Source organism: Acidobacteriota bacterium (assembly GCA_022562055.1).
GTDB lineage: Bacteria > Actinomycetota > Acidimicrobiia > Spongiisociales > UBA5794 > BMS3BBIN02.
Map to the genome: position 1 here is coordinate 1 of JADFQA010000077.1, position 3,188 is coordinate 3,188.

At 59.0% G+C, this 3,188-nt stretch carries 2 protein-coding genes; one reads left to right on the forward strand and one right to left on the reverse strand.

The genetic code is table 11. The features are described 5' to 3' along the window. Positions 1 to 324: 324 nt before the first annotated feature. Positions 325 to 1,623: an IS1380 family transposase gene (locus tag IIC71_15105; protein MCH7670508.1), complete on the reverse strand. Its 1,299-nt coding sequence runs from the start codon at positions 1,621 to 1,623 to the stop codon at positions 325 to 327. 148 nt (positions 1,624 to 1,771) lie between these two features. Between IIC71_15105 and IIC71_15110 the strand changes: the two genes are divergently transcribed. Continuing rightward, complete coding sequence (locus tag IIC71_15110) at positions 1,772 to 2,251, forward strand: hypothetical protein (GenBank protein MCH7670509.1); 480 nt, start codon at positions 1,772 to 1,774, stop codon at positions 2,249 to 2,251. Positions 2,252 to 3,188: the final 937 nt, after the last annotated feature.

Below are 3,188 nucleotides of genomic sequence, written 5' to 3' on the forward strand. Positions count from 1 at the left end.
TTGCGGTCCGGTCAGGCAGGGGTCGATCTCACCGCGAACGGCGCTGATGTATCCGCCCCACCCAGAGAGATCGACCTGTACCAATCACCGGAACCAAACGACGTGCCCTTGTAGGTCGGCGACTTAGCCTGAATCCACCGTTTCGGGTGTGGGTGGTGTGGTGGCGGGTGGTTGTGTCTGTGTTTGAGACCGGTGGGGGTGTGTCGGGGCGTCGAGACGGGCAGGCTCGGTTCGACGTGTCGCTTTTGGGTGTTCAGCATCGTGTTGTGGCATAGCTCTGCTCCCGTCGAAGCGGTCGGTCGTGTCCGGGAGCGCCCGGGGTGGTTAGCAGAGCCGGGGGAGGGCACCGAGTGCGGTGGCGGCGGTGAGGAAGTCTTGTTTCCAGGGCCAGTTGGTGGGGAGGTGAAGGATTCTGCGTCGTGACCGTGTGGTGATACGGCCTGGGAGGGTGATGAGGCGTCTGCGGATCGTTTTGGTGACGACGGGTCCGTCGGTGCCCAAGCCGAGGGTTGTGACCCAGCGGATCAGGTTGTGGGCCAGGGCTGTAAGCACTGCCCACGCGGCGTTCGCGGGGAACTGCCCTGAGGGGCAGTGGTTTCCTGCGGAGCCTTCTTTCCAGTCCCGAATCGCGAGCTCAACAACGGCGTGGCGGCGATGGTCGGCGTCGAGGAAGACGGTGGTGCCTGTACGGTTGGTGATGAAGACGTGATATCGCCAGTCGGGGAAGAGTTGGGCTTGGTCGCCGGTGAGGCGGGTACGGCGCACAATGAGGCGTTCCTTGTTGTAGAGCGCTTCGCCTATGTGGGCTTCACCGTCTTGGGTGTAACCGATCGGCATCCATCCCTCGTCGCCGATTCCTTCAATGGCTCTTGCCACTGCCGGGTTCTTGGGCACTGTGATCGAGAACTTGACGTTCTTAGCTTTGAGGGTCGCAATGGTTTTCCATGAGAAGAACCCCGAGTCGGCCCGTAACGTCAACGGGCCGGACGCCCCGGCTCGTCGTATTCTGGCAACGAGTTCCTCAATGAAGCGTTGCGCGCCTCGACCTGACCCTGCCGAGCCTTTCCTTTGCCGAATATGGAGAATCTCACCGGTATCTGCCCTGGTAGCTATCAGCGGGTGGTAGCCGAGTACTTTGGTGTAACCGTACGCAGCGCCCTGTTTCTGGGTGCCGTGTACTTCACAGATCGTTGAATCGAGATCGATGGTCATCGCCTCGTTCCCTGGGCCGGCACCAGCCGTCCACGCCCTTTGAAGGATCGTCCCAAAGAGACGGTCGAGTTGACGGACATGGCCGAAGGTGAACGAGCGTAGGAACGTACCAATGGTTGAGGGTGCCATCACCCGATGCCCCAACACTTGGCCGGTGGATCCGCATCGCAGCACATCAACATCGTCAATACAGTCACCCCCGACAACCATTGAGTGGAGCAGTGTCAGGATCTTGCGGCCCGGCCGCGACGCACCCGGCCGGTCACCCAGATCAACGTATTCGTTGGCTGCGTCCTCAATACCGAGCGCTGTCGAGCACATCGCGACGAGGGCCAGACCGGCGTTCGCCACAGCATGGTCATCGTCGAAAATGACTTCGAAACGCGCCGGATTGTGCAAAGATGACTGCATCAGAAAGGTGCCTCCTTTGTGAAGGAATCGGTGTCGTTGTTGAACCCGATTATCCCTTACACGGAGGCACCTTTCGTGCCTTTCAACCCGACATCCCGAAGACCCCACACCCAAGAAACGGTGGATTCAGGCTAAGAGCCTGCGCAGCGTGGAGCCCTTCGGCGGTGAGTTCGCCTACGACATTGATGGGCGGCTCGTCGGCAACTGGTTCCAGAGTGGTACGAACGGGTACGCCGGGGTGGACCGTGACCGGTACTGGGCTGGACACCTTACCGTTGCCTACGATCTGTTTGATCCGTCCCACATTGTTGTGTCGATAGGAACGTTCGACGGCGTCTCCGTCCAATACGGCGTACGGGGCAACGCTCCAGATCCTCGAGAAGTTTCGACGGACTCGGGAGTAGTCGTGTATGAATTGGTCGACTACGACTACTACATAGATGGTGAGCGCTGGGATCGAGTGAGCCTGGTAAAAGGCATCGAGGCTCGAAACGGCGTCGGACCCGTCGCTGGGGTCGTGCTGTTCCAACTGGTCGATGACAGGACGTTGATGGTCGAGACTTTTCCAGGCAAAACAGCGTCTCAAGTCGATGGGTTCACTGGGGCTGCATTGGTTTACGAGCGCTAACTTCACCACCCAAGGAGTGCGGTAGTGTCGCAGCCGTGGTCCGTTCCGCGACGCTGTCTCAAGCTGGAGATCCCCTGATCTGGATCAAATCCGCATGAACTGCCTCGACGACCTCGACCGAGTTTCGAGGTTCTTTCCGGCGACGGGAAGGGAGAATCGGGCGTACACAGGGTCCGCTGCCAGAGTTCGACCTCATGGAAAGCGCCGATTGCGAGTTCCGACCCCTGAAGACGTTGCGGGGTCGCCCGTGGGCGCACCGTCACTGAGATGAATATTGGCCCCGGCATACTCGACGCTTTCCCTGTCATTCAAGTAGCAGGTATTCAACGCCGAAAAGGGGCAGGAGTGACACCTGTCCCTTTCCGATCGATTCGCACAGGGGCGAATTCTCTACTCGTCCACCGATAGGATGATTAACAGTGATCCATCGACGCGGTGAGCATCGAGCACTCCTGCGAGTGCCGTCTTGACAACAGCTGGTGCGGTGTACTTCATTCTTACCCCCCCTCAACAATTCGACAAATCATTCCTACTCTTCGCAGTTTAAACCACGGACTGTGGTCGTGGATGTTCGTATTTGGTGGCTACAAACGAACTAGACCCGGCCGCAAAGCCGGGTCTAGTTCGTTCCCTTATTACAAGGGGTTGCCTAACTGCAGTCCACACTGCACACGAATAGCAAATCTCCGGTGAGAGAACTGCAGGCCATTGCTGGCTTGGCGTAGATCATCGCACCTCCTTCCAACCACGAACCCCGAGCACGGAATTCTCGGCAGCTCCGAGTGAGCTGTCCGACAACAGTACACCGGTTGCATCTGATCCGCTAGGACGTTGCCGCCCGCAGACGGGTTGGCGGAGTTTCCTGGCGACGATCGACCGAAGCGTCCGTTAGTTCTGACGCTTCGGTCGATCGGATCGCGATGCTACGACGGTATGA

Bases quoted from the DNA above. Each gene is read 5' to 3' on its own strand.
- IIC71_15105 (MCH7670508.1), bottom strand. From the start codon at position 1,623: ATGCAGTCATCTTTGCACAATCCGGCGCGTTTCGAAGTCATTTTCGAC.